This window comes from Alphaproteobacteria bacterium LSUCC0719 (assembly GCA_040839025.1).
In the GTDB taxonomy this organism is placed as follows: domain Bacteria; phylum Pseudomonadota; class Alphaproteobacteria; order Puniceispirillales; family Puniceispirillaceae; genus UBA8309.
On sequence record JBFPJN010000012.1, the window covers coordinates 1 to 6,161 of the forward strand.

General features: G+C 44.8%; 4 protein-coding genes. 1 reads left to right on the plus strand and 3 read right to left on the minus strand.

Going from position 1 to position 6,161, the window contains the following annotated elements; genetic code table 11:
- Positions 1 to 388: 388 nt before the first annotated feature.
- A complete protein-coding gene (locus tag AB3X55_13260) occupies positions 389 to 1,033 on the minus strand; it encodes a hypothetical protein (protein MEX0504554.1) in 645 nt (214 codons plus the stop codon).
- Positions 1,034 to 1,037: 4 nt separating this feature from the next.
- Positions 1,038 to 2,162 carry a DUF6538 domain-containing protein gene (locus AB3X55_13265; protein MEX0504555.1) on the minus strand — a complete coding sequence of 375 codons (1,125 nt, stop codon included), beginning with the start codon at positions 2,160 to 2,162 and terminating at the stop codon, positions 1,038 to 1,040.
- A 747-nt stretch (positions 2,163 to 2,909) separates the two neighbouring features.
- On the opposite strand from AB3X55_13265, the gene AB3X55_13270 reads away from it, so the two are divergent.
- A complete protein-coding gene (locus AB3X55_13270; GenBank protein MEX0504556.1) occupies positions 2,910 to 4,019 on the plus strand; it encodes an alginate lyase family protein in 1,110 nt (369 codons plus the stop codon).
- Between the two features lie 315 nt (positions 4,020 to 4,334).
- On the opposite strand, the gene AB3X55_13275 is transcribed toward AB3X55_13270, so the two are convergent.
- Positions 4,335 to 5,897 (minus strand): alginate lyase family protein, encoded by a 1,563-nt coding sequence (locus AB3X55_13275; protein MEX0504557.1) that lies wholly within the window; start codon positions 5,895 to 5,897, stop codon positions 4,335 to 4,337.
- Positions 5,898 to 6,161 lie beyond the last annotated feature (264 nt).

Below are 6,161 nucleotides of genomic sequence, written 5' to 3' on the forward strand. Positions count from 1 at the left end.
GAGATTCTAGGCGTAGCTTCGATTACGTGATGCGTACGGTGCTTGTGCAGAGAAACCTACCTCTCCACCAGCACCATCCTTCCCATCACATCATGTGCTAACACGCTGTAATCGAAGCATTGTTGTTGTTTCGATGAAGGTGTGGGTAGACCATATTGGGTCTCATGGTGCAGCGTTTAATCCCCCGTTGGCACGTAAGTTGCACCCCCTTGTATCGAGAGGTGGTTGCGTCTGCTCCTTACCTACATGAAAGCAACTTAAACCTAGTGGTTGCAGATAGCCCACCTCTCATCCACAACCCATTTTGTTCAAATTCATGACGTGGGCTTATGGCTCTCCGGTCAGTCACCTGTAACGGAATGGCTTGGCTTAGACTGAAGTCCATGCCTCAGTCGTATTGGACTACGAGTTGTGGTGACAGATTCCCATTTTGTATTCTGTCAACTTTCAGATGTCGCAGCTTAAACGCACCATCTTTGGCCAGCCATTGAATGGTTGTGCTTAGATCACCTGCGCAACAATAACTACGATGGCTGATTAACTTTGTGCTTGGATCGAACGAGGCATCTGTTAGCGCAGAGGTTCTGGTGAAGCCCGTTGCCATGATGCTTTCAATGATTTGCTTTTCGGAGTCTGCAAATTTCCAATCAAACGTTGGGTATTCCAGCTGTATTGGTGCAACCCCATCATGGCTTTCAATGAACCAAGCCGAACTCGTGAGATATGCGCCATGGCCGCAGTAGGTTTGTATCAACCAAGTCTCTGCATCTAACGGCCATCTGTTGTTCAAGTGGCACAACTCTACCGGATGATCCATGCCAATTCGGCATGACAATTGGGTGAGTGTGTTGGCAGCCTTTTCCCGAAAACTGTTTAATTCGTGGCCTGATAGAATAGACGCTGCTTGGCCTTCTCCTTCGATTGAATTGCAGTTCATCGAAAAGCCAACGCTAGTTTGGTCTGCCTTTGCAATGCTCGCGAGTCCAATAGTTAGCGCGAAAAAAATCACCCTTATGATTTTCACCAAAGTCATGGCGCTAGGATAGCTTGGCGATCCACTCGTGCAAATGCTTCAAATCAAACCCCTCTCCATAGCCTTCACCAATCTTTCCTGACGACCATCCACCTATTTGGTCAATCATCTCTGATGGGCAGCTGACGGCTCTCAGACGGTCACGCATGGCATGCCTGAAACCATGGATAACGATGTCATTACGGAAGTTTGCATGAAGCCATTTGTTCAGCGCATTGGATGCTGAGTTGGCATTACAGCGGCTATTGTCAGTGTACCTTGGGAAGGCAAAGCATGAAGACGCATTTGCCTTGATACGCTGTGCTGCCCATAGCGATGCACCTACCAGCGGTACTTGCCTCTGACTGCCTTTGGTCTTCAGTGACCGCCATGGGTGAGGCTTGATATCCACGTATGGGATGTCTTCATCTAGCTGCAGGTTTTGGATGTGCAGTCCTGCTGCTTCAGCCAATCTCATCCCAGTGTCTGATATCAGAGCAATCAGCCACCGCATGTCATCATCATGCTCCATGCATGAATGCTGTATCTGCTTGATAGTCTCTACAGGTATAGAGACACGCTTCTTGCTCTCAGCCTCTGGCATATAGATGGCGGCAAAAGCATTGCGGATATCCAACCCATGCTCTGCTATCGCAAGATTGATGACAGCTTTCACAGTCGTGAAGATACGCCTGACTGATAGTACGGATAGCCCTCTATCAATCAGTGAATCACGCACCTTGCCAGCATCAACTGTGGAGTAATCACACAACTGCCTGTCACCAAGCTGGCCTATAACCACGCCAGCATTACGCAGTGCTGCCTGATGGAACGTCTTTGCTTTACCAAGGCCCTTTAGCTGCAGGTACTGCCCAACAGCCTCTGAGAGCAGCGGAGCAGTCTGCTGCTTCACATCATCGATAAGCACATTACTCAGCCCCATCGCATCAAGGCGCATGGGAAGCCAGCGTTCATCCAATCGCTGGCATATCACTTGAGAGTGTTTGAGAGCCTTTGCACGGCTACGAGTGTTCAACGCAAGCACGATGCGCTTCTTACCATGCAATGGCTGTACGTCCTTCGGCACACGCCGGGAGAAGTAGTAAAAGCCACGCTTCTGGTAAATATACGTGCTGAAATGGTCTACCATATGGTCTACCCACACCGTCATCAAAACAACAACAATGCTTCGATTACAGCGTGTTAGCACATGATGTGATGGGAAGGATGGTGCTGGTGGAGAACGTAGGTTCCCCATATAGGCACTGACATGCACTGATATATGAGCAATACCGCCAGTCTACGTATCAATGACTCACCGTCAACAGGCACATCCTGTACGTCAGTTTGTGCGTCAGTCCGTGCTTATCGTTTCTAGTACAGGGAAAGTGACAGCAGTCAGGTGATATCTTGATTTTCTACTGAGTATGGGGAAAGTGAGGGGTTAGGTGTCTTTATACCTAGCTATGAATAGACACTGACATGCCTCACCTAGAAATCTACTGGTAATGGAAAGAGCCTAATACAGATACATGTACCTACAAGATGGGTAGGCATGGGCCACCCCCGGTGCCTACGTATATATACACAGGCTGTTACACAGATTGGGTTACAGAATAGGTAACCACAGACAGTTGCCCTTTGGTGCAATCCAATGGGTCACTGACATGCCCACCTACAATGCCTCACAGACATGCCCTGTATGACTCTAGGAGAGTCACTGACGGGTATTGGCTATGCACAGCAAGATGGCTACACATGCGGTGCTGGGCAGCCTGTGTGAGTGTTGTTAAGTAAATACAAGGCTATTGTGTGCCGCACCCATATGAGCAATGGTATTCAGATAATTATAGTGGTTGTTTAGGATATTTTTTGTTCAAGCAGTGAGGTGTTTGGGATGTTTAGGGTAGCAGCTACGGTTGCATTAGCGCTTTCTGGGTTAGTTGGAATAACGAGCCAAGCTGCCGCAAAGCCATCAGTCTTTTCATTACAAAATGGGTTTGATGAGACCTATTGTTTGCTGAATGCAAGTAGGGTCGAACTTCCAATGATTTTCGAGACAGTTATAGATTACACGGGTGGCAATGAAGTTGCGTCAGAAAAAGCTGTTTCAGATTACAGAGAATATTTTATGGCCCTTTCATCAAGGGCAAGGGTGTCCTCAGCTGCTGCAGACATTGCACGAAAAGAAATCGTTAAAATTTCGAAGGAACGGCGATTAAAGTGGGCAGATGATTGGAAAAAAAATGAAGCTAACGCATTCTTTTTTACAACATCTATAGCTGCTCCTGTAGCCATTGAGGTAATTTTCCAGCAAAACTCATTCAGCAATTCAGAACTTGAGATTGTCATTGACTATCTTGAAATTCTAAACAGTCAATTGAGCAAAACGAGGTTAGTAAAAAGCAATTGGAAGACGGACAACAAATCATTCGATTATGCTGTTTTTTTATATGCGCTGGGCGTGATTTCAAATGAAAATAAATACAAAGAAAAAGCAATTCGTATCTATAAACGAGGCATAAAAGAACTTCGAAATGACGGCAGCGTTGTCAAGGATAGTGGGAGGGTTGGAAGTGCCCTCCATTATTCCAACAAGGCTGTTGCCGCAATGGTAACACTTGCTGAATTGGCACTTATAGACGATGTGAATCTATATAGTTTTTATCACAAAGGTTTTAGTGCAGGCGCCGCAAAGAAAGACTTACGCTTGGCAATTACCTTTTTGTTGCGTGCGGCTAAAGATGAAAAGTTAATTCACAGTTACGCCAAACAGGGAGAAAGGGAAGGCAGCACTGGGTTCAAAGAGTATTCATCAACAAGGCAAGACAAACGATGGCTAAAAAACGACATGATAAGCTGGGGCTATTATTATGTTCGACGGTTTCCTGATTCTGACATATCAAAGCAGCTGCTAGAAAACTCAAGTTTTCTTGCTTCTGGTCGCAAAGGATATGGAGAAATTGCAGGAGCAAACCCTCGATGTTTCGTTACAGGAAAGCCCTAGAGTCTACAGAACTGCTTGGACGCCTTGCACCTCTCATTGGAACCATGTGACCAATAAATGGTGTTGGGGATGTTAAAGGCAGTCCTGAAGACTCATCTAAGTGCCTATTTATAGGTAGTCATAAACGCACCCATCCCATCACCTATCCCCATACTCAATAGAAACTCAGGATATCACCTGACTGCTGTCACTATCCCTATACCGATAACGATAAGGATATGTAGGCCTTTTCCATTACCAGAAGATTTCTATGTGGCATCTCAATGCCCCACTTTCCCTGTGTTGGAAACAGTAAGCAATCCTTAGCGTCACGAGTTACTGCCGCAGTCGGTCAAAATTATCGCCAACCCTATTGCAATACGCAGCAGCGCCATATTCATAGTTAATAAGATGTAACAAAAATTTGCGACTTGTTTTCAGTGTATCACTGCTGATCCCTAATTTTGTTAAATGTCGTTTTGTTCTATAGAAAGTTACTCCCTCCAGACCTCGAATAAGGGCTTGGATCTCCTCATCAGATGGAAGTCCATTAAAATCTCGCAATGCAGCCTCTCTTTTAAGGCATTCAAAACGCTGGGTTAAACTCTCTTCAGTTCTTTCATAACCGGATGCAGCACTTGCAGAAGAGTTGACAATCGTAAGTGTCTTAACTTTCTCAATTTGTGCGGCACTATCTTTGTGTCCCTCAGAATACAAACATTGGGCAAAGAAGCCCATATGATTGCTTTCTTTCTGCAATTTCGAATACAGGTTTAGTAATTGTTGACCCAACTTGGTGTTTGGGTGGTTAGGGAACCTAGTTTGATAAATGTAGAACCAGTTTTTGTATCCATCATTACCATTAATGATGCGATATAGGTGATGGGGGTCATCAAAATTCCGTCTGCCACCATAAACATTTGCTTTCGCATAATTCAGCATCAGTCCGTTGTCAGTAAGCGCATCGAGCAGAAACCTGACTGCGTCATGTATTGTTTTGCCGGATTTTTCAGCTTGATAACCATAGAGACTGTTACCTGTTAGATGATAAATTTCGCCAATTGCCATGAGATGATTAAGGGCGTGAGTATAGTAATTCCAACTTCTAGCGCCACGCTTTGCTTCTCTCCATAACGCACCATCTTCGGCAAGGTCATTAATGGCGAATTTAAAAAGCTTCTCACCCATACGGAAATGCGTCTGATGATCAAAAAGATGACCGTAGAGCGTTCGGGCGTGGATGAAGCCATAAGTATGGTTCTGGCAACCAAAAAGATCACCACCAACAGTGCATCTTGGCATGTCATAGTGTTTGCCAATTAGCCTTAACTGCTTGAACCTTAGGTGAATTTGATTTCTAAATGTTGACTCGAATGAACCTAGATGATCATTGGCTTTTAATGAATTGAACGTATACATCAATGCCAACACGGTGCCTTTATGGAAAAGATGATTGTCTGACTCTGCGTCTCCCATTTGGTAAGAAAATTTATTTCTGAATAAGAATTTCAAATAACTGATGAGTTTATTCTTATTTTCATCAGTTGGGTTAGACACATAACCTGCATGGTATCTTTGTAAATCTGACTGCACATTTCCCAAAATATCGCTTAATTCACCATTCGAAGTTTTTAGATCAAAGTTCTCAAATGCGTGCGTCGTTTTTGGCGGAATTTCATCCCAACCCACTACCATATTCCAATTGCAAAGTGACTGACTATCCGAGCTAAATGCAGGGTCAGGGAGGATGCTCTTGTATTTATTGCCACTGGATGTTTCTTGATTGGTGTCTTCTGTCTTGAACGACTTCTTTTCACCACTCTTGAATGTGAGTGCAACTGCCGACAATGGCGTCACCAACAAAGCTGTAGCAATCACCAATCCAACAAATTTACTCATCAGAACCTCCAGCCATTATTTGGCACGTCTCTATAGTTTATAATCTAGAGAAATGTCTTAGCAGTTTCAGTAGGTGAGTGATCAAAACAGTTTTCCTATAGTGTGGCATTCAACACCCCACTTTCCCTGTACTAGAAACGATAAGCACGGACTGACGCACAGGATGTGCCTGTTGACGGTGAGGCACTGATACGTAGACTGGCGGTATTGCTCATATATCAGTGCATGTCAGTGCCTATATGGGGAACCTACGTTCTCCACCAG